This is a genomic window from Acinetobacter sp. ANC 4973 (assembly GCF_002135275.1).
Lineage (GTDB): Bacteria > Pseudomonadota > Gammaproteobacteria > Pseudomonadales > Moraxellaceae > Acinetobacter > Acinetobacter kyonggiensis.
The window spans coordinates 1-19,473 of the sequence record NZ_NEGM01000020.1 but is presented as its reverse complement, the minus strand read 5'-3'; the positions used below and the strand labels follow the sequence as shown (position 1 = coordinate 19,473).

General features: G+C 36.0%; 20 protein-coding genes and 1 pseudogene. 13 read left to right on the top strand and 8 right to left on the bottom strand.

Annotated features, from left to right (window positions below; all coding sequences use genetic code 11):
* Positions 1–72 precede the first annotated feature (72 nt).
* The 3 genes and pseudogenes from B9T30_RS14975 to B9T30_RS14955 all read right to left on the bottom strand — a co-directional run bounded on the left by B9T30_RS14975 (position 73) and on the right by B9T30_RS14955 (position 3,792).
* Positions 73–618, bottom strand: a complete 546-nt coding sequence (locus B9T30_RS14975; protein ID WP_086185705.1) for a hypothetical protein — start codon at positions 616–618, stop codon at positions 73–75.
* Positions 619–1,369: 751 nt separating this feature from the next.
* Positions 1,370–2,684 (bottom strand): annotated as a pseudogene (locus B9T30_RS14965) (ISNCY family transposase).
* 130 nt (positions 2,685–2,814) lie between these two features.
* Positions 2,815–3,792, bottom strand: a complete 978-nt coding sequence (locus B9T30_RS14955) for a GlxA family transcriptional regulator (protein ID WP_086185703.1) — start codon at positions 3,790–3,792, stop codon at positions 2,815–2,817.
* Positions 3,793–3,924: 132 nt separating this feature from the next.
* On the opposite strand from B9T30_RS14955, the gene B9T30_RS14950 reads away from it, so the two are divergent.
* From B9T30_RS14950 to B9T30_RS14935, 4 genes are all read left to right on the top strand, one after another.
* A complete protein-coding gene (locus tag B9T30_RS14950; RefSeq protein WP_086185702.1) occupies positions 3,925–4,806 on the top strand; it encodes an MBL fold metallo-hydrolase in 882 nt (293 codons plus the stop codon).
* Positions 4,807–4,906: 100 nt separating this feature from the next.
* Positions 4,907–5,332: an ester cyclase gene (locus B9T30_RS14945; protein ID WP_086185701.1), complete on the top strand. Its 426-nt coding sequence runs from the start codon at positions 4,907–4,909 to the stop codon at positions 5,330–5,332.
* 81 nt (positions 5,333–5,413) lie between these two features.
* Positions 5,414–5,956, top strand: a complete 543-nt coding sequence (locus B9T30_RS14940) for a cysteine hydrolase family protein (RefSeq protein ID WP_086185700.1) — start codon at positions 5,414–5,416, stop codon at positions 5,954–5,956.
* 553 nt (positions 5,957–6,509) lie between these two features.
* On the top strand, positions 6,510–7,667 hold the full coding sequence (locus B9T30_RS14935; protein ID WP_086185699.1) for an MFS transporter: 1,158 nt from the start codon (positions 6,510–6,512) through the stop codon (positions 7,665–7,667).
* 37 nt (positions 7,668–7,704) lie between these two features.
* On the opposite strand, the gene B9T30_RS14930 is transcribed toward B9T30_RS14935, so the two are convergent.
* Complete coding sequence (locus B9T30_RS14930) at positions 7,705–9,195, bottom strand: amidase (protein ID WP_086185698.1); 1,491 nt, start codon at positions 9,193–9,195, stop codon at positions 7,705–7,707.
* Positions 9,196–9,651: 456 nt separating this feature from the next.
* Here B9T30_RS14930 and B9T30_RS14925 point away from each other — a divergent pair, with 456 nt between their 5' ends.
* On the top strand, positions 9,652–10,080 hold the full coding sequence (locus B9T30_RS14925) for a hypothetical protein (RefSeq protein WP_413772576.1): 429 nt from the start codon (positions 9,652–9,654) through the stop codon (positions 10,078–10,080).
* Between the two features lie 62 nt (positions 10,081–10,142).
* On the opposite strand, the gene accC is transcribed toward B9T30_RS14925, so the two are convergent.
* From accC to B9T30_RS14900, 4 genes are all read right to left on the bottom strand, one after another.
* Positions 10,143–11,510, bottom strand: a complete 1,368-nt coding sequence (gene accC / locus B9T30_RS14920) for an acetyl-CoA carboxylase biotin carboxylase subunit (protein WP_086166702.1) — start codon at positions 11,508–11,510, stop codon at positions 10,143–10,145.
* Positions 11,511–11,527: 17 nt separating this feature from the next.
* Complete coding sequence (locus tag B9T30_RS14915; RefSeq protein ID WP_086166703.1) at positions 11,528–11,941, bottom strand: acetyl-CoA carboxylase biotin carboxyl carrier protein; 414 nt, start codon at positions 11,939–11,941, stop codon at positions 11,528–11,530.
* 16 nt (positions 11,942–11,957) lie between these two features.
* On the bottom strand, positions 11,958–12,413 hold the full coding sequence (gene aroQ, locus B9T30_RS14910) for a type II 3-dehydroquinate dehydratase (protein ID WP_086185697.1): 456 nt from the start codon (positions 12,411–12,413) through the stop codon (positions 11,958–11,960).
* Positions 12,414–13,847: 1,434 nt separating this feature from the next.
* On the bottom strand, positions 13,848–14,450 hold the full coding sequence (locus tag B9T30_RS14900) for a LexA family protein (protein ID WP_086185723.1): 603 nt from the start codon (positions 14,448–14,450) through the stop codon (positions 13,848–13,850).
* Positions 14,451–14,574: 124 nt separating this feature from the next.
* On the opposite strand from B9T30_RS14900, the gene B9T30_RS14895 reads away from it, so the two are divergent.
* From B9T30_RS14895 to B9T30_RS14860, 8 genes are all read left to right on the top strand, one after another.
* On the top strand, positions 14,575–14,925 hold the full coding sequence (locus tag B9T30_RS14895) for a hypothetical protein (RefSeq protein WP_086185695.1): 351 nt from the start codon (positions 14,575–14,577) through the stop codon (positions 14,923–14,925).
* Positions 14,926–15,187: 262 nt separating this feature from the next.
* A complete protein-coding gene (locus B9T30_RS14890; protein WP_086185694.1) occupies positions 15,188–15,448 on the top strand; it encodes a hypothetical protein in 261 nt (86 codons plus the stop codon).
* A 4-nt stretch (positions 15,449–15,452) separates the two neighbouring features.
* Entirely contained in the window at positions 15,453–16,205 is a 753-nt protein-coding gene (locus tag B9T30_RS14885; RefSeq protein ID WP_086185693.1) for a zeta toxin, read from the top strand.
* 109 nt (positions 16,206–16,314) lie between these two features.
* Positions 16,315–16,512, top strand: a complete 198-nt coding sequence (locus B9T30_RS14880) for a hypothetical protein (RefSeq protein ID WP_086185692.1) — start codon at positions 16,315–16,317, stop codon at positions 16,510–16,512.
* A gap of 243 nt (positions 16,513–16,755) precedes the next feature.
* Positions 16,756–17,172, top strand: a complete 417-nt coding sequence (locus B9T30_RS14875; protein WP_086185691.1) for a YeeE/YedE family protein — start codon at positions 16,756–16,758, stop codon at positions 17,170–17,172.
* Between the two features lies 1 nt (position 17,173).
* A complete protein-coding gene (locus tag B9T30_RS14870; protein WP_086185690.1) occupies positions 17,174–17,596 on the top strand; it encodes a DUF6691 family protein in 423 nt (140 codons plus the stop codon).
* Positions 17,593–18,465, top strand: coding sequence for an MBL fold metallo-hydrolase (locus tag B9T30_RS14865; protein ID WP_086185689.1), 873 nt, complete (start codon positions 17,593–17,595; stop codon positions 18,463–18,465). Before B9T30_RS14870 ends, B9T30_RS14865 begins: the two co-directional genes overlap by 4 nt.
* Before the next feature lie 220 nt (positions 18,466–18,685).
* Positions 18,686–19,450 (top strand): alpha/beta fold hydrolase, encoded by a 765-nt coding sequence (locus B9T30_RS14860; protein WP_086185688.1) that lies wholly within the window; start codon positions 18,686–18,688, stop codon positions 19,448–19,450.
* The last annotated feature ends 23 nt before the right edge of the window (positions 19,451–19,473 follow it).

Genomic DNA, 19,473 nt, shown 5'->3' with positions numbered 1-19,473 from the left:
AATTTCAGTAGCTTTTTATTTCAGTTCTAATATTAATTTTTATAATTTATTAGAACTGAAATAATTTAATGATTAGAGACTATAATTTTTATCATTACTTAGTTTTAGAAATTGTGCCTCCATATCGTTAAATGCATCAGTAAAGCCAACCAACGGAATTTTATTTTCAATAAGTTGTTTTTTACTATTTTGGAAGCGTGTATAAGCGTAATTCCCATGTTTTAATTGTTTAATAAGTTCGGAGCCATTTCTAAACAATCCTTCACGCTCTTGGAGGATCTCTTTGTTATCTATATGAATAAATGCCGGATTATCTTTTAGATGCTTTTCGCCAATATTTACAACATATTGATTATTAACATTCAAAATAGAAATAGGCCCTTTACTCATAACACATGCTTTTATGTCCTCAAATACCTTATATTGACATTTTATTTTCCAGCTAGCGCGCCCTAGGAACTTATTTTCTAGAAGGTTAACTTCACCATTATTGTTTGATTTGGTATTAATTTTTAAGATTAAAGTAGATAGTTGATCTTCAGATGCATATGTATTGCTAATAAAGATGGGAGTTAGGAAGAATAAGGATACAAACCCTAATAGAATATTTTTACGCATAATAGAATCCCCAATATAAATATAAAGTAATTAAAAAATATCTATAATAATTAATTATCTTCTGACATCTATTGCTTAAACTATCATTTTTTGTAATTAAAGAGACTTGTTTCACGTATTGTGGATTACCTAAGCTTATTTTGCTTAAACCAATACGTAAAGTTATCTATTAATTTATTTATATCAAAATCAGAAAATTTATATTTTTTAAAATAGGTGGAATTTTTTCAAGCAATTTCTCACACATTGTAAAAACACGTTGTTGCATGCTCATTGCTACAAATTGATTATAATCAAGCATAATATCTATACACAATGCTTGGTCTTTTTTCGTATATCGAATCCGTTGTTTAAATTTTAATTCAGGATCACGACATATATAAAAAATGGCTAAATGCTTTATACCCTCGCCATATTCCTATCCTTCCATAAACTTATAAAAATCATTTGGTGCTATTATCATCGATGCATCACCAACTCCTATTTCTATGTTTGAGTCAGCAGTTAAAAGTAATCTAAACATTCTTATTTCACCATTTTATTACCAGAACGTATTGTTATACACAATGTTAAACATGTTATTTGTAAACATAGAGATGAGCTTCTTAAAATTATATCCAGTCCATGGTGATAAAAACCACCATAGACCAGACATTTTTATTGGTGAGAATATAGACACTTTAATTGGGTTCTAACATAAGCTGTTATTCCCAAGTAGAAATGTCCTACCTAATAACCAAATAGAAATGTCCTATATGGACATTTCCAAGTCAAGCACAGGATTCATATTTCGTTCTTTGATTGCTGTTTTCTGTGCACGTCTGCTTGGCATCTTTTGAGAGCGATTACGTTTGTTTTGCTGTTCCAATTCTTCATGTTGTTGCTGAATATGATTGAGAACAGCACCTAAACGTTTATTCTCAACGATCTCTCGCTGGTTGAGCTGACTTAATTTATCGAAGATGCTGTAATTGATCTTTCTACCTTGATGCATGATGGCTACAGTACCATCCGGGTATTCTAGAAACTCAAGATACTTACCGATTAGCTTCTGTATTCTCCAGGAGATATACGCATTTATCATAAGTAATGGTCAAGCTATTCGTGACTCTGCGGGGTTCACGCCAGGTAAAAATATCATCTAATTCCTCAGCTGTTTCAGTGACAGTCCGGTGTAGATCCTTGGGATTAAAAGCCATCTTGGCAAATTTACGATTAAACTGCTCGATAAAACAGGGCAACCACTTATTCGCATCTGCAATCGAACTGATACCTTCGAGGCGCATTTCCTTGATCAGACGGTCCTGAAGGGTTCTGTTGGCACGTTCTACACGACCTTTGGCCTGGGGTGAGTTAGCGAAGATGATATCGATATTGAGGGTACTGAGTACGCGTCCAAACTGCGTAATCTTGGTGTCTTTCTTGCTGCTTTGATTCACCCTAAAGACTGAATGTTTGTCTCTGTAAAACGCCAACGGTTTACCGTGCTGTTCGACATACAAGCGTGTCGAGATCATATAGTCAAAGGCTGATTCTGACTCACAGAAGCGTAAATGCTGCAATTTTCCTGTGGCATCATCAATAAATACCAGTAGACAGCATTTAGCAGCACGTCCTTCGAACCAGTCATGGTGTGAACCATCAATTTGGATCAGTTCACCCAGGCAATCCCGGTTATATCGAGGCTGATACGGGCGTTTTAGGCGCTTAGAGCGAGGAATCCATAAATCGGCTGCAATCATCCAGGAACGCAGGGTTTCCACTGAAAGATCGAATCCATGAACGCTGGTCAGCTTTTCATGGGCTAAAGTCGGTCCGAAACCATGGAATTGCTCAGCGACCATATTAAGGCACTTTAATCTGAGTGCTTCAGGAAGTTTGGAATTGCTGGTTTGGCCACGTGCAGCATGTGCTAATGCCGCTGAGCCTTGAGCTTTGTATTTTTGCAGTAAGCGTCTGATCTGACGTTCTGAAATATGAAGTAGCTGAGCAGCTTGGGATTGAGTTATGCGTTGATCGCAGATTTCCTGCAAGACCGACAATCGTTTAAGTTCTTTATCCGACATAGACACCAACATATCAAACCGTCCGCTAAGAAAATCGCAAAAGCATATATTCTAAAAGCGGACATTTTTACTTTGGAGAAACTGGACATTTCTATTTGGGGCTTACAATGTTAACTTCGTATAAGCGCCATTATGTTAAATAAGGCTGAGTATTGTTACTAGTGATTCCAAAAGATTTTCTCCATGCTTGAGGACTAGTACCATATTTTTCACGGAAATTTTTTCTAAAAGACACAGTATTATTAAATCCTGAAAGCTCAGTTATTTTTTCGATAGACAAGTTTGTGGTTTCTAAAAGTTCACAACTTAACCTGATTCTTTCAGTATTCAGCCAATTTACTAACGTCATTCCTGTCGCTTTCTTAAAATGTCGTGTGAACGTCCTACGTGTCATATTTACCCGTTCAGCTAAGTCTTCAATATTATGTTGTAGAGCTAAATTCTTTCTTAAAAAATCAAGTAAGAGATTAATTTGGGCATCTTGACTCGATTTTGCTACAGGTTGTTCAATAAACTGAGCTTGTCCACCTTCACGATGAGGTGGAATCACCATTACTCTAGATACTTTATTTGCAATTTGTGCATTATAAATTTCACGTACTAAATACAGACAGCAATCCAATGCTGCGCCCGTTCCAGCTGAGGTTACGACTCTTTGGTCTTCAACATAGAGGGCATCACGATCGAGATGAACTTGTGGAAATCTTTCACTAAAATCTTGTTCAGCCATCCAGTGTGTAGCTGCTTTTTTATGGTCGAGTAAACCTGCGTATGCTAATGCATAAGTCCCATAGCATAATCCTACTATCCTAATTCCAGTTTGATATGCCCAATTTAGCTCCTGAATAAGTAACTGTTCAGGCTTGCGATTAAAATCATCCCATCCAGGAATAATGATGAGATCGGACTCTTTCATAAGTTCGATTCCACCATCAGGAATAATCATGATGGATTGGTCTGTTTTCACAGGCTGACCATCTATAGAAAATATTTTAAGGTCAAATAAGAGCTTATCCTCAATTTTAATATTGAAGATAATGTGAGGAATCGAGAAGTGAAATGGATTTATATTGGGATAAATGAACAATCCAATGACCGGTATAGCCATTCAATCTACCTCTCTAAAATAGTGAATATAGCATTTTGTCCTAATAGTTTCGATGGTTGTCCTTAAGGACAGTGTTTCTATATTCTAATTCTTATCATAATTCTAATATCAGTAAATCATTCGGTATTTGATATGAAAAAAATTCTAAGTCGCTCTCTGATTGCTTTATCTATAGCAGCAGGTTCATTGAATGTATATGCAAATGAAAATATTCAACGAGACACATCTAAAGTGACGCATATACAAGAAATTCGTAATGCAACGATCAAAGTTACTTATGCAGACACCACTTTTTTAGTTGATCCAATGTTTGCTAAAAAGGGCTTTTATGAAGGCTTCCCGAATACATATCGTAGTTATTTACGTAACCCACTGGTAGATCTACCGATTCAACCAGAAACGATTCTCGAAGGCGTAGATGCGATTATTATTACGCATACTCACTTAGATCATTGGGATGATGCAGCGCAAGCCACTATTCCGAAGAATATGCCTGTTTTTGTACAAAACAAACAAGATCAAAAAACGATTCAATCACAGGGTTTTAAAGATGTCCGCATCTTAACTCAAACGACTTTCCAAGGCGTTAAGTTAACTAAAATTGGTGGTCAACACGGTACGGATAAAATGTATAGCAACCCCGAGCTAAAGGCTCTTTTAGGTGAAGCTATGGGGATGGTGTTTGAAGCGACAGGACATGAAACAATTTATGTTGCTGGAGATACAATTTGGCACCCTGAAGTTGATCAGGCGATCGAAAAATTTAATCCTAATGTCATTGTATTGAATACAGGAAAGGCACTGCTGCAAGGTTCTGATGATTCCATCATTATGGGCAAAGAAGATACGTATCGAGCTGTTCAAAAAGCACCTAATGCTAAAATTGTTGCCGTACATATGGATGCGATTAACCATATGTCTGTAACACGTGCTCAGCTTTTAGAATATATAAAAACAAAAGGCATTCAAGACAAAGTGTTAATTCCAATAGATGGTGAAACACTTTCTTTTTAATTACATGCATTCAAATTCACTTTTAGGACAGCATAGTATTCATTTTTCTAAAAAAGATGAGTGAATTCTATGTTATCCAATATATTGTAAGGTACAAACAATGAATACTGAAGCCATGAACAATAAAGCTTTAGCACAGAAATTCTACGATTATTTACAAAATGAAGACTATGAAAGTGCAGCACAATTATGCAATGAAGATTTCATCTTTTATTTACAACTAGATACTCCTATTCATGGTACAGATGGTTTTATTGTGTCTGAAAAAGCAAATTTTGATGCTTTTAATGGATTCAAATTTACTGTTGAGAAGATGTTCGCAGAAGATAATCATGTTGCCGTATTTATGGTTTTTGATGGATCTCATTCAGCAAAGCTTATGGGTATTGAACCAACAGGGAATCGTGTTCGATTTTCTCTAATGATGTTACTTAAAATCAAAGATGGAAAGATTCTTGAAAAAAGAGCTCATTTTGATAAGGCGGATATTTTAAGACAATTAACACCACTTCCAGCTGTTAGTTAATTTATGGCTAAAAACTCTTTTTTTTAATTCTGTTTTAAAAAAGTCAGAACAAATGAATATTAGTTAAATAAAGGAAATGACATGTCAAAATCAGCTTTATTAGTTATCGACTTACAAAATGAATATCTACCTACAGGTAAATTACCATTGGTAAGTATTGAACAGGCTGCTGCTAATGCAGTGAAAGTGATTGCTAAGGCCCGTCAAGAGGGTACTCAAGTGATTCATGTCCAACATATTGCTAATGCTGAATCTCCTATATTCGAACCCGGCTCAAACGGTATTGAATTTCAGGATACAGTTAAGCCACAAACAGATGAAACTGTGGTCATTAAAAATCACATCAACGCGTTCTTAAATACGAATCTCAAAGAAATTTTAGATACCAATGAAGTGACTGAGTTAGTCGTGATAGGTGCTATGAGCCATATGTGTGTTGACGCTGCTGTTCGTGCTGCTGCTGATTTTGGTTATAAAGTAAAAGTTATTTATGATGCTTGTGCAACGCTAGATCTAGAATTTAATGGCATCAAAGTACCTGCTGGCCATGTCCATGCAACATTAATGGCCGCTTTTGAGTTTGCTTATGCTCAAGTGATATCAACTGAAGATTATATTGGTTAAAGATTAAGATTTTCTAAAATTAACCTAATACACCTTATACGAAATGCCATTGTTTTGTCTTTTAAAATCAGTATATTGAAAGTTGCCGCCCTGAATCACAGAGTAACAGGGCGGCAACTTTGTGATTTTTCACGTTTCACGCTTACTATTTAATCAAAATTTCATGGTTATTATTAGTTTCTCTTAAATTTCAGAACCCAATTTTTTCTTAATAAAATACTTCCAATTTGCTTCAATCACTTTATCTGCCATTTACTCAACTTCTTTACTATTTGCAAGCTTATCAACATATTCAGAACTACTCGAAGCTTGCATAACAGAATATCGAAATGTGGCCAAAACAAAAAGCTCTCTAAGTCAGAGCTTTTTACTTTCGCAAAATTTAATCATAAACTTACGAAAAATTAATGTTTCAAAGTGCAGTCTACAAATTTTCGAAAATTTATTTTTAGATTTTTGTATACAGTTGAACTGCAAATGAGTACTTTTGAGTACAAACCTATACAACTCTTTATTTTATTAACTCTTTGAAAATACAACTGATTACAACCTTATGCTCTCCCTACCTATCCAACACAAACTAAGTGGATTCTACTTTTTCTACTACTCGATAGTAGGAAGCTTCATGCCATTTTGGAGTCTTTATCTAGAAGATCAAGGTTTTAATTATCAAGAAATAGGGCTTTTATCTTCTATAGCCATTGTGACACGTTTTTTTGCGCCATTTATTTGGGGTTGGATAGCGGATAAATCTGGCAAAAGAATGTTGTTGGTACGTATTGCGACTTGGGTTGAAGCTTGTATTTGGTTCATGATTTTTCTCATTCCAAATACATTTCAATCGGTTGCATTACTGATGCTTATTTTTAGCTTTTTTCAAAATGCTATTTTAGCGCAATTTGAAGGGGTGACTTTATTTTGGTTGGCTGAAAAACGTACCCAATTTTATGGAAAAGTCCGGAAATGGGGTTCTATCGGTTTTATTGTTGCTGTTTTTGGCATAGGGGCTTTACTTGAAATCGTGCCAATTTCGATGCTGCCTATTATGTTGCTATGTATTGCATTTTTGGCATTCATTTGGTCTTTTACGATTAAAGAACCGACTGCGGCACCTCATTCGCAGCAACAATTAGAACCATTGTTGCCGATCTTAAAACGACCTGTTGTTGCTGCATTTTTTGCAATTGAATTTGTTTTATTATTTTCTCACGCGCCATTTTATAGTTTCTATAGTAACTATTTACACCAAGTTGGCTTTAGCACCACTGAAATCGGTTTTTTGTGGTCGGTTGGGGTGGTTGCTGAAATTATCATGTTCGCTTTTGCACATGTTTTTTTAACCCGATTCTCTTGGTGTTATTTAGTGAGTCTTTGTTTGGTGTTGACTGGCATCAGATGGATGATTGTTGGACTATTGCCGAACTCATTTGTTGCCCAGTTTTTAGCACAAACCATTCATGCTTTTAGTTTTGGCTTATTTCATATGATTGCCATGCGTGTTGTGTTCCAAAATTTTTCAATAGGACAACAAGGGCGTGGGCAAGCGATGTATAGCACGATGTGGGGCTTAGGTGTCGCTTTGGGGAGTATCTTAGCAGGCAGATATTGGCAACTCATCTCTGGGGAGGTGATCTTTATTATTGCTGGGTTTGCAACTTTCATAGGCTTGTTGTTTGTTCGCTGGCTTCCAAAACATATCCAACAAGCCTAAAAAGCTGAATCACGTAATAAAATAGTGTGACTATTTTTTAGAGTTGAATTTGACTATAACGATTAAACCAAGGTTGTGCTTGTTCAAGTTGAGCTGCCAATTGCAGTAATACGTCTTCTCGGGCAAAAGGTGCAATAAATTGCGAACCCAAAGGTAGGTTGTCTGCATTCCAGTACAGTGGAACAGACATTGCTGGCAGACCAGTGATATTAGCCAATTGTGTAAAAGGAACCCATGTTAAATTTTCTTTTACAATTCGATCTACCAATTTCCCTTGGGCCAATAAATGTGCCTTGCCTAATTTTAATAGACTTTTCAAAATGGGTTTTTGCCAGTGAGGTAATTTGATTTCACCGTTTTTAGGTGCAACAGAAGCGGTTGCTGGCGTTAAATACAAATCATATTGATCAAAAAAATGATTCATTTTCGTCGCATACACGCCCCAATTGTTGAGATTGTGAATATATTCTAGAGCAGTCGTTTGTTTTCCGAATGCTGCAAGTGCCAATGAATCCAGCTCAAAATCACTATTCTTCGCCTGATGTTGTTGTTTGATTTTTTCAAGAACATAGGAAAATTGACTGAACCACGTGGTAATAAAATCTTTGGCTAACGCCATACCATCAATTGCAGGTGTATCTTCCACCACAGTATGTCCTAATGACTCTAATAATTTTGCTGTATGTTGAACTGCTGCAATTGCATCTTTGGAAATAGGCGTACCGATAGGTGAGTGGGTACTAAAAGCAATTTTTAATGGTTTAGATGGCTGTTGAATGATTTCTAAATAGCGACTTTGAGGAGGTTCAATTTTAAACAAGGAACTATGCTCTGCGCCGTGTGTTGCATCAAGCATGGCAGCGCTATCTCGAACTGTTTTGGTCAGTACATGTTGAACTGCGGCTCCATGCATTGCTTCACTCATTTGTGGGCCCCAAGGCGTACGGCCACGGCTCGGTTTTAATCCAAATAAACCACAGTACGATGCAGGAATACGAATAGAACCACCGCCATCTCCAGCGCCAGCAATAGGAACAATACCTCCCGCAACTGCGGAAGCCGATCCACCTGAAGATCCACCACTATTGTGTCTTAAATTCCAAGGGTTATGACACGTTCCCCAAGCATCTGGTTCAGTAATTCCTTTAATACCAAATTCTGGTGTATTGGTTCGACCAAAGGTCACAATCCCCGTATTTTCCCAGCGATTAACAATTTCAGAATTCTGTTCAGCAATATGATTAATTCGTTTTAAGCCTTTACAACCATATGAAGTGGGATAACCTGCATATTCTTGAAATAAGTCTTTCACTAAAAAGGGTACACCAGCAAAAGGTCCCGTTAATTGTTGTTTGGTTCTTTGCTCTGCATAGTCATGCATGGGAATAATAATGGCATTTAATTGGGGATTGGTATTTGCGGCACGTTGCAATGCCAAATTCAGTAATTCTGAAGCTGAAACTTCTTTGTTTGCCACCAATTCGGCCAATCCTAGCCCATCATATTTTAGATATTCAGAAAGTTGCATTACTAGCCCTTGTTTTTTTTAATATAAGTCTCTGTTGTTGTAAGCGATTTGATATGAAGAAGCAAGACAGATCGGATGAACCTTATAAGGCCTTTGATTGTAGATGGCTTCATCAGCATGGTTGATTTAATAATGGTACTGATTCAGCAGCGACTCGAATTCGTATAGCAATTGCTTGAATTTTTATATCTGGTTTTGATATTTTTTTGAATTTAATTTTGAGTTGAAAATAATAAATTCATGGACGTATTGCGCTAAAATTTCCTTTGCCCAGCACAGACTAAAATCGATTTAAAGGCATGACTGAAACATAAATATATTGTTGTAATATGGTTGATAAATACTGGGTTTTCATAAAAATATGCTAAGTTGTATTTAGAAATTTTATCATTGAACTTATGATGTATGAAAAAAACATATCTTACGATTTTTCTCATATTGTGCTCATCTGTAGTGATGGCAAATGAGAACAAAGCAGTTGTTGCAACAGAAGAAATGGATCGAGTTGAAGATTCGAATCCTATTCGTATTGTAACGCGTCCCGAAATTGTTGGTTTGTGGGGCATGCAAATAGCGAATAATAAGAAATGTATTGAATATTATAATTTTAAAAGTAATAACAATGTGGTGATCAAGAGTGGGCAAGAATGGTCATCGGGTATTTATGACTATCAATCATCACAAGAAGAACGTAGCGCGTTGCCAGCTTTGATATTACAAGTAAAATACGATAACAATGAAGTTGATTGTTCTGGTTATAACGAAGACCAAACAGGTGAAATTTCTCAATATTTCGTGCAGTGGAAAAATCCATCAACCATTAATTTTTGTAGTAGTGAAAAAGCAGATCAATGTTTTGCTACATTACGCCGTATTTTACCTTAGTTGCTATAAGCATATAAAAAACCGCTCTTAAAGAGCGGTTTTTTATAGCAAAGAAGGTAACGTTAAGATCCTTCTTTAACATGACCTTCTAATTTCTGAAGCAAATGTTTTTCTAGATAATGAATATCCATTGCTTGAGAACAGAAATTTTCATCTTCTAAAATCAGATCTTTATGCAAAGGAATGTTGGTCTTAATTCCAGTCAAGATCATTTCTTCTAATGCTTGTTTCATCCGCGCAATACATGTTTTGCGGTCTTTACCATGGGCAATGAGTTTAGCAATCATTGAGTCATAGTAAGGTGGAATACTATAGCCTTGATAGATATGCGAGTCTAAACGAATACCTGCACCGCCCGGTGTATAGAAGTGTTCAATTTTACCTGGTGATGGTAAGAAGGTCGTTGGATCTTCTGCATTGATACGGCATTCCATAGCATGACCATTACATTCAACATCTTCTTGTTGAATATTAAGACCAAGACCACCTGCAATTAGAAGCTGTTGCTCGATAATATCGATACCAGTGACCATTTCAGTGACTGGATGCTCAACTTGAACACGCGTATTCATTTCAATAAAGAAGAATTCATCATCTTCAAATAAGAATTCGAATGTGCCTGCACCACGGTATTGCATTAGTTTACATGCATTTACACAAGCTTCTAAAATATCAGCACGTGCTTGTTCAGGTAGGCCCGGTGCTGGTGCTTCTTCAAGTACTTTTTGATGACGACGTTGTAAAGAGCAGTCACGATCAAATAAGTGAATGGCATGACCATTACCATCCGCTAGAATCTGAACTTCTACATGGCGTGGTTTTTGTAGGAAGCGTTCCATGTAGACGGTGTCATCACCAAACCACATTTCCGCATCACGCTGTGCTGCTTGAACTGATTCAAGTAATGTATCAACACGTTCAACAATACGCATACCACGACCACCACCACCTGAAGCGGCTTTGACAATCAGCGGGAAGCCAATTTCTTTTGCTTCAGCCAATGCATTGTGGATTGTTACGGCATGCGCTGAACCCGGAACAGTTGGAACACCCGCTTTACGCATTGCTGTAATGGCAGAAACTTTGTTCCCCATTAAGCGAATGTGTTCAGGGCGAGGGCCAATGAAGATAAAGCCTGAGCTTTCTACAATTTCCGCAAATTCAGCATTTTCAGACAAGAACCCATAACCTGGATGGATTGCATCTGCACCAGTGATTTCAGCAGCAGTAATAATTGCTGGGATGTTTAAATAGCTTTCACTACTTGCACCCGGACCAATACATACTGCTTCATCAACAAAACGAAGGTGCATGAGGTCTTTATCGGCATCGGAATAAATACCAACGGTTTTAATTCCTAAAGTTTTGCAAGCTCGGGTAATGCGTAAAGCGATTTCACCCCGGTTTGCAATTAATACCTTTTGCAACATTATAAATCCCCGTGGTTTTACGCGCGATAGCGGAAAAGTGCTTGACCGAATTGAATCACTTCACCATTTTTCACTAAAATTTCTTCAACAACACCGCTTTGGGTTGCTTCAATTGGATTCATGATTTTCATGGCTTCAATGATGCCTAAAGTTTCACCCGCAGAAATGGTTTGACCCACTTTAACAAATGGTGCTTCACCTGGGCTTTGTGCAGAATAGAACACACCGACCATCGGTGAAGTTTCTACAGCGCCACGCGGCGTTTTAGCTACAGGAGCTGCAACAGCCGTAGGCATGGCTTGAACACCTGCCGCAACCACAGGATTACGACGAGTTAATGCGATGGATTGATCACCTTCTTTAACTTCTATCGCTTGTAAGTCAGATTCAATCATCAGGTCGATGAGTTTCTTGATTTTACGAATATCCATGAGACAGTATTCCTAATTATGATTGCGTAGTAGGTTGAATTTTTTCGATGGCATAATCGAGTGCAGCGGAATAACCTTTTGCACCTAAACCGCAAATTACGCCAACAGCTTTATCGGATAGATATGAATGATGTCTAAATGCTTCACGAGCATGAACATTAGACAAATGAACTTCAATAAATGGTATTGCTACACCAAGAAGGGCATCGCGTATTGCAACAGACGTATGTGTCAGTGCTGCTGGATTAATAATGATAAATTGCACGCCGTGTTGTCCGGCTTGATGAATTCGGTCAACAATTGCACCTTCCCAATTACTTTGGAAAGTGTCTAATGAAATAGATGATTTTTGAGCTTGTGTAATGAGTTGCTGATTTATGTCCTCAAGAGTGAGATGTCCATAAACTTCAGGTTCACGCTTACCTAATAAATTAAGATTCGGTCCGTGAATGACTAAAATGCTCGAACTCATTCAGCTTGCTCCATTTCTAAGTTGCAGTAATACTTTGCAAGATGTCTGCAAAGTTGCCTCATTATGGCACAAAATCCTACATTTTTTTTATAATTTCGTTAAAATGAAGTGGAGGATATGTGTCATATCAGCGCTATATATTGAGAACTTTGCAAGGAAATGGCAATGTTAAAAAATGACAATTTTTATGATTATTCTTTGTTTTTATATTCTAAACCGAATTGACCAAAACAGTTCATGTAAATTGTGTAACAGCTATTACTCAGTTATCAAAGGTTTGAATGTCTTGTCAGTCGGTAGCAATTGATCTTATTGCGTCATTTTCCATAGTTGATAGTTGTTGTGGTAAATACTTATATGCAATTTAAGACAAAGTCCTATTTTATTTTAATCAGCTTTTATTCAGTCATTATGCTATGGGCGACGTTTTCATGTCTAGTATAAGTCATGAGCATTGTGTCGTTCTGGTTGCTTAGGTTAAAGAGTAAAGATATAACCTTTATGGTAAATAATTTTTAATTTTTTAAAATAAAACATATGGTTATTGTAGTTTTTTAGGGTTTGATTCATGTGCGTTATACGCTGGATATTTAAGTTTTAAGGGGTAAGAAATACTGTCTTTATAGTGGGGAATTTAGTATTTTTTTCTAAAGAAATATCGACATATGCAAAAAGTGATTGTTGTACGATTAAATGCTAAATATGCGCTGTTTATATGAAAATGCAGGTTTATTTTATAATCAGCTTTGTATGCAAAATAAAAGTAAAAGGTCTAGATGAAAGGATTCTTTTGACGGAATATGGCTATCTTGACGAATAATGGATTGACCTTTTAGTTCATGAATAGCATGCACATGGTGATCGAAAACGATTGCATGAGATGATGTTCATTGGCAAAAGTTATGTTATCGCGATTATAAAGTTCATTATTGGGCAATTGTTCGCTGATTTTACGATCAATTCATTTAAAAACTTTTTTAATTCAGTCAAAAGAAACCGTCATATCTATTTCTCAGCTTTTGGCGTTGTTACTCAGGTAGGTAGAAGCGTCTTTATTATTGTGTGAGATAGATGGCTATTGCTTTGTACAGAAATGAATATTGCTTAAATTCAAGTATGATCTTTCTATTTTTGGCTTCTTGAATTTGTAACTTTTTCAAAAAAGGGGAGTTAAAGCACTAACAAAGTGCTTAGCTGATGATTCGAATAATCAAGAAGGTATAATTGAAGATCTTTAAAGTCGTATAGGCTTGAGTAGTTACAGTTAATCGCATCTCGAGAGTAGATGGGGTGTTTACTGAGAGAGAATCAATAGACTATAAAATGGGGTATGGCTTGCTAACTGAGCATCGCTAAACAATGCGGCAAAATAGTAGTCCAAACAACCTAATCGGCATCAACACTCAAAAGACGAATTTTATTCATACAATTTCATTATCTCAGTTTTTTTAAAATACAGGTTACAACGCCCCAAATAATTAATTGTTCTTCATCGCGTAAATAAATATCAGGGTAATCAGGGTTTTCTGCTTTTAACCACATCTTGGTTGGGGCACGCTGCTGTTTTTCTTTCATCAGCCGTTTTACGGTAAATTCATTATGAATTAATGCCAGAACAATATCGCCGTGTCCTGCGGTTAAGCTACGATCAATAAGAATTTGATCATCTAGGTCTATACCTGCATTTTTCATAGACAGTGAACTCACCCGCAATACAAATGTACTTAATGGGTTATGTACCAAATATTCATTTAAATCGATAAAGTCTTCTGTGTAATCTTGGTCTGTAAAGGAATAATCATCGGCAATAGCTGGATAAGGAATATTTAATGCTGTTTGATTTCGAATTGCTTGCAGCTCAATTTTCTGACTCAGATCATCTTCAGGTGTTGGCTTTAACCATGCTTTTATTTCTAAAACTTTGGACTCTGGCACACGCATAACCACTGTTTTTTCTTGGTAGTGAGTTTTGCGTCCTGCATTTTTGCGCTTACCGCCGTGTTGATGTTCTATTATGCCTGAATCTTCTACTTTCATTTTTAGTCTTGAATTTGTAACTTTTTCAAGACTAGCAAAAAACCATGCAAATAAAAAGATTGCCAACACATTTATAATCTAGGATAAAATGCAGCATTCAGCTCTATGTAGCAAGGTATAAGCAATGATCCAGAAATCTCCTTTAGAAGAACTCATCGCAGAACAAAAGTTATTGTGTGAGGAGTTTGATTCTGCCTATATTAAAGTGAGTGGTGATGATGTTGTTGCAGTTGCTGTAGAGACATTAAATCAAGAACCGATTGTTGGTATTCGTAAAAAGCCTGAAACAGAAGAAAATGTTGCTTGGTTTATTTATGGTGGGGAACTTGAAGCGGGCGAGGATTTTTTCCAAACCATGACTGTTCGAGAGTTACAGGACATTTTACCTGAAGTGCTACCGTACTTAGCTTTGGCAGAAGGTTTTCGTTTTATGATTGACCGTGAAGATTACGAAGATGTTTGGAAAGAAGATTAAGTCTAAAATTTTGGTCTAGATACTTTCCAGAGTGTACTGAGGTTAATTTTTTTAGATAGTTCTTTATTTTTAGCCACTAGATTAGTGGCTTTTCTTTTTTTAGAATAGGAGTTAGATCTCACGGTTTTTACTGAAACAACATGATTAAATGGCGAATTTATCCAGTCAGCGGTTACATTTCTATGTTGGTGTATAAATAGACAATTATTTGTACTATGTTAATATAAGATGGAAATATAAATTGTGTAACGGGAGTTGTTCTATGACAGCTTATTACAGCCTTATGAAGGCAAGCAAATATGAGGATGATATGATTCCTAAACTTGCTATACATGCCTTTCGTCATGCTTTTAATAAAGCATGTTCGGTTGCGACCGTCGTTTACGCAAAAGAGCAGCAACTGGTACAACGTGAAGTGAATGGGGTTGAGACTGTTCTTCAAGACTTATCTCAATGCTATGTCACGCTTGATCATCTTCCTAAAGTATTAAAACGTAAGAAAAAACAAGAGGCTGCTGTATAATTTAATGCCTCAACCAAGAATAAGAATGTTTGCTGGTCCTAATGGGTCTGGAAAAAGCACAGTCAAAGAATATTTATTGCCCCATCATATTGGGGCTTATTTAAATGCTGATGAATTAGAACAAATGTTGAATACGACTCATCAATTAAATTTGATGGTTTATCATTCTGCGTTAAAAGCACAAGATTTGATGGATTTTTTAAAGCAAAAAAAGCGTCCTCAAATTGGCAATTTCATTCCTTTACTGAAACTCGATCCTATTTTATTGGATGACTACAACATTCAATTCGCTAGCTCAGAAATAGATTCTTATCTCTGTGCGCGTATCATTGATTATATTCGCTTAGAATTTTTACGCTTAAAGATTAGTTTTACTTTTGAAACAGTGATGTCACATATTTCTAAAGTAGAGTTTCTACAAGAGGCGCAGCGCCAAGGCTTTAAAACTTATTTGTATTATGTATCGACTGTCGATCCGCTGATTAATATTGCTCGAGTTCAGTATCGAGTGAGTGTGGGCGGTCATCCTGTACCTGAAAAGAAGATTGTAGAACGCTATTACCGTAGTATGGATTTATTAATGCAAGCAGTAGATGCCAGTGATCGAGCGTATTTATTTGATAATTCTTCAAATGGCGAAAAAGCTGCATTTATTGCCGAGATTCAATCAGCAGAAACCTTGAAAATGAATCCTGATGTTCTACATTTACCGTGGTGGTTTGCAGAAAAAGTACTTAAAGATTTCACAGCAGAATAAAGGATTTTTAAAAATCATCTTTAAAAGCAAACAACATTGTGTATATTATAAAATGTAGTTCATAAAATTAAATAATAACTACGAAATCAATAACTAAGGTTTAAATAAAATGACAAACATTCAGTTTTCTGAAAAGATAGAAATTATTGATGATCTTGATGTAAAAGAGGTTGAGCAAGAGCAACAAGACAAAAATAACAATACAGAAATTACTTCAGGATTAGATATATTTGATTTAGCAGAATTAGGCAGTGATTTAATTGATGTATTAGGCGACTTAGTCAGTGGCATCAGTCTGGATCTCTAAAAGGTCTTCCATAGATTAAACAAAATTTAACCATACTTTATATTGTATATGCCGCGTACATATTAAAATAATTTAAGTATAAAACAGTTGGCTAATATAGCTCCTTTCCAACGAGTAAACTCAACCAAACTCCCACAAGATGTCAATAAAATAAACTTCTCAATCTATGATCCATAAAGTTACGGCACTTGATATATTTTAAAATACATTATATAAAAGTATATTGTTTTGGAGCGCTCTATCATGCACGACTTCCTACTCGCATTTCTAGGTGGAACACTTTTAGGTCTCTCTGTCGTGGGCTATTTATATGTAAATGGTCGTATAGCAGGGGTCAGTGGTTTAATTGCTCAAGTCTTAAATTTGCAAACGATATTTAAGACGCCTGCACTGTGGTTTTTATTGGGCTTATTTGTAGTGCCATTTTTTTATGGCATGGTACAAACGCCAAATATTGAACTTAATGCAAGCCCACTAATGATGATTGTTGCAGGATTATTGGTCGGTTTTGGTACGCGTATGGGTTCTGGATGTACCAGCGGACATGGTATTTGTGGAATAAGTCGACTTTCTAAGCGTTCAATGATTGCAACCCTGACTTTTATGTTTGCTGGATTTGTTACTGTTTATCTCATTCGTCATATCATTGGAGCGTTCTAAAATGAAAAATATATTGGCTTTTGTATTTGGTGGATTATTTTCAATTGGTTTAATTCTTTCAGGTATGTCTAATCCAGAAAAAGTATTAAATTTCCTTGATATATTCGGTCAGTGGGATCCAAGTCTTGCATTTGTGATGCTAGGGGCGATTGCTGTCGCATTTATTCCATTTCAAAAAGTAGTACGTCATCGTGCGCCAAAAACATTATATGGTGATGCGATTGATTTACCTAAAAACAATACAATTGATTCTAAACTGCTGATTGGGAGTTCGATTTTTGGAATCGGTTGGGGGATTGCGGGGATTTGCCCAGCACCGAGTTTAACTTTAATTGGCCTAGGCTACTATCAGGCAATTTACTTTATTATCGCGATGTTCGCAGGTTTATTGATTCATCATAAATGGGCAGGAAGAAATTCATGACACAACATCCACAGGTACAACATTTTTTTGATGAGCAGACCAATACCTTTAGTTATGTTGTAGCTGACCCTATCAGCGGAAAATGCGCCATTATCGATAGTGTTTTAGATTATGATGCTGCATCTGCAACAACGAAAACCACAAATGCTGATTTAATTGTGAATTATATTCAAGAAAATAGCCTAAGCGTAGAATGGATTTTAGAAACGCATGTCCATGCTGATCATTTAACTGCATCACAATATTTAAAAGAGCGTTTAGGCGGTCAAATTGCGATGAGTAAAAAAATTGCCATTGTACAAGAGACGTTTAGTTCAATTTATAATTTAGATATCAAGCACTTTAACGCCCAGCAAGCATTTGATTATTTATTTGAGGATCATGAACAGTTCAAAATTGGTGAATTAATTGCATATAACATACCAACGCCTGGGCATACGCCTGCATGTTTAAGTTATGTGATAGATGATGCTGTATTTGTCGGTGATACCTTATTTATGCCAGATTATGGAACAGCACGGTGCGATTTTCCGAAGGGTAGTGCTTCAGTTTTATTTGATTCGGTAAAAATGCTTTATCAGTTAGCTGATAATATTCGTGTTTTCCTTTGCCATGATTATTTACCTGAAGGTCGACATCAATATCGCTGTGAAAGTCGTATTCAAGCGCAGAAGAGCACAAATATTCATATCAATGATCAAACAACAAAGGCTGAATTTGTAGCAATGCGTAATCGCCGTGATGCCACACTTGCAATGCCTAAGCTGATTTTACCTGCGATTCAGATTAATATGAACGGAGGGAAATTCCCTGAACCAGAAGGCAATGGAATTCGTTATTTAAAACTACCATTCAATTATTTTAAATAACCAATATTTCTGGTTTTTTTGAAATGAGATGCTGTTCATTTGACTTGTTAAATTACGGTGCTGATTAAATAAACCAACTATTTTTTTATAAACATTTTGAATCGTATTTTAAACATGCTATAAAATAGCCTAAGCAAAATAATATTTTTAAAAAATGGCAATTGATTAAATTCCTATTATCATCAAATATAAATCAATCTTAAATTGTTAAAAGAAATTTATGCTTCTAAATTATCAAATTCATTCCAATGAAACAGCAACCGAAAAAACACCTATTGTATTTATTCATGGTATTTTTGGGAGTTTAAGTAATTTAGCAATGCTTGCGCGCGAATTTTATAACTCTCATTCTGTCATTCAAATAGATGTCCGTAATCATGGGCTTTCAGCGCATTCAGATGAAATGAATTATGCTGTAATGGCACAAGATATTTTGGATACGCTTGATTCCATCAATATTCAAACATTTTCTGTCATTGGTCATTCAATGGGTGGAAAAATTGCAATGCAATTGGTTCATCAAGCAGGTGAAAGAATTAAGCAATTGGTTATCTTGGATATAGCACCATTTGCATACACTCAAAACCACCATGATCAAATTTTTAAAGCATTATTTTCAGTACAAAATGCAAAAGTTGAAAGTCGTCTACAAGCAAGCCAAATCATGCGTGAATATTTACATGAAGAAATGGTTATTCAATTTTTAATGAAATCTTTTGCTCAAGGTCGGTGGCTTTTTAATGTCGATGCCTTATTTAAGCATTATTCTGATATTTTACATTGGGATGCTATTCAACCATGCGACAAAGAAACACTCTTTATTCGAGGGGGAGAGTCTGCATATATTAGTACAACTGAACATTTCGCAGCAATTGAACAACAATTTCCAAAAGCTAAAATTCAAGTTGTAGCAGATGCAGGGCACTGGTTACATGCAGAAAAGACCCAACAAGTACTTGATCAAATCAAAAAATATTTAAACTAAATTTTAAGTGGCAGCTTTATTTA

Coding starts and splice junctions, on each gene's coding strand:
- B9T30_RS14925 (WP_413772576.1), top strand. CDS start 9,652: ATGGCAAATGAGAACAAAGCAGTTGTTGCAACAGAAGAAATGGATCGA.
- B9T30_RS14880 (WP_086185692.1), top strand. CDS start 16,315: ATGACAAACATTCAGTTTTCTGAAAAGATAGAAATTATTGATGATCTT.
- B9T30_RS14955 (WP_086185703.1), bottom strand. CDS start 3,792: ATGGCTATACCGGTCATTGGATTGTTCATTTATCCCAATATAAATCCA.
- B9T30_RS14865 (WP_086185689.1), top strand. CDS start 17,593: ATGACACAACATCCACAGGTACAACATTTTTTTGATGAGCAGACCAAT.
- B9T30_RS14870 (WP_086185690.1), top strand. CDS start 17,174: ATGAAAAATATATTGGCTTTTGTATTTGGTGGATTATTTTCAATTGGT.
- aroQ (WP_086185697.1), bottom strand. CDS start 12,413: ATGAGTTCGAGCATTTTAGTCATTCACGGACCGAATCTTAATTTATTA.
- B9T30_RS14860 (WP_086185688.1), top strand. CDS start 18,686: ATGCTTCTAAATTATCAAATTCATTCCAATGAAACAGCAACCGAAAAA.
- B9T30_RS14930 (WP_086185698.1), bottom strand. CDS start 9,195: ATGCAACTTTCTGAATATCTAAAATATGATGGGCTAGGATTGGCCGAA.
- B9T30_RS14945 (WP_086185701.1), top strand. CDS start 4,907: ATGAATACTGAAGCCATGAACAATAAAGCTTTAGCACAGAAATTCTAC.
- B9T30_RS14975 (WP_086185705.1), bottom strand. CDS start 618: ATGCGTAAAAATATTCTATTAGGGTTTGTATCCTTATTCTTCCTAACT.
- B9T30_RS14885 (WP_086185693.1), top strand. CDS start 15,453: ATGCCTCAACCAAGAATAAGAATGTTTGCTGGTCCTAATGGGTCTGGA.
- B9T30_RS14875 (WP_086185691.1), top strand. CDS start 16,756: ATGCACGACTTCCTACTCGCATTTCTAGGTGGAACACTTTTAGGTCTC.
- B9T30_RS14895 (WP_086185695.1), top strand. CDS start 14,575: ATGATCCAGAAATCTCCTTTAGAAGAACTCATCGCAGAACAAAAGTTA.
- B9T30_RS14940 (WP_086185700.1), top strand. CDS start 5,414: ATGTCAAAATCAGCTTTATTAGTTATCGACTTACAAAATGAATATCTA.
- B9T30_RS14935 (WP_086185699.1), top strand. CDS start 6,510: ATGCTCTCCCTACCTATCCAACACAAACTAAGTGGATTCTACTTTTTC.
- accC (WP_086166702.1), bottom strand. CDS start 11,510: ATGTTGCAAAAGGTATTAATTGCAAACCGGGGTGAAATCGCTTTACGC.
- B9T30_RS14950 (WP_086185702.1), top strand. CDS start 3,925: ATGAAAAAAATTCTAAGTCGCTCTCTGATTGCTTTATCTATAGCAGCA.
- B9T30_RS14900 (WP_086185723.1), bottom strand. CDS start 14,450: ATGAAAGTAGAAGATTCAGGCATAATAGAACATCAACACGGCGGTAAG.
- B9T30_RS14915 (WP_086166703.1), bottom strand. CDS start 11,941: ATGGATATTCGTAAAATCAAGAAACTCATCGACCTGATGATTGAATCT.
- B9T30_RS14890 (WP_086185694.1), top strand. CDS start 15,188: ATGACAGCTTATTACAGCCTTATGAAGGCAAGCAAATATGAGGATGAT.